The following is a 581-nucleotide window of genomic DNA, read 5'->3' on the forward strand; positions in this document are numbered from 1 at the left end:
CCCACGTCGACCCCGGCTATGACCGCGAAAGCCCGGTCTACCTGGCCGACTACGCGACTGCCGAAGACGGCACCGGCGTCGTCCACTCCGCACCCGCCTATGGCCTGGACGACTTCCAGTCCTGCGTCGCCCACGGACTGGCCTTCGACGACATCCTCAACCCCGTGCAGGGCAACGGCGCCTACGCCGCCGACCTGCCGCTGTTCGGCGGCCAGCACATCTGGAAGGCCAATCCGGTCATCGCCCAGGCGCTGCAGGACGCCGGCCGCCTGATGGCGCAAAGCAAGCTGACCCACAGCTACCCACACTGCTGGCGGCACAAGACGCCGGTCATCTACCGCGCGGCGGCGCAGTGGTTCGTGCGCATGGATGAGGGCGACGGCTTGTTCACGACGAACAAGGCGCCCGACAGCCTGCGCAAGACCGCGCTGGCCGCTATCGAAGCCACCAGCTTCTACCCCGAGAACGGCCGCGCCCGCCTGCACGACATGATCGCCGGCCGTCCCGACTGGTGCATCTCCCGCCAGCGCAGCTGGGGCGTGCCGCTGCCTATCTTCCTGCACAAGGACACGGGCGAGGCG

The 581-nt window shown here is 69.0% G+C and carries 1 protein-coding gene; it reads left to right on the forward strand.

Annotated features, from left to right (window positions below; translation table 11 throughout):
* Window positions 1–581: class I tRNA ligase family protein (locus AC1DU6_RS35070; protein WP_477863164.1), on the forward strand; the 581-nt coding region annotated here is incomplete at both ends.

This window comes from Roseateles sp. P5_B10, assembly GCF_056400485.1.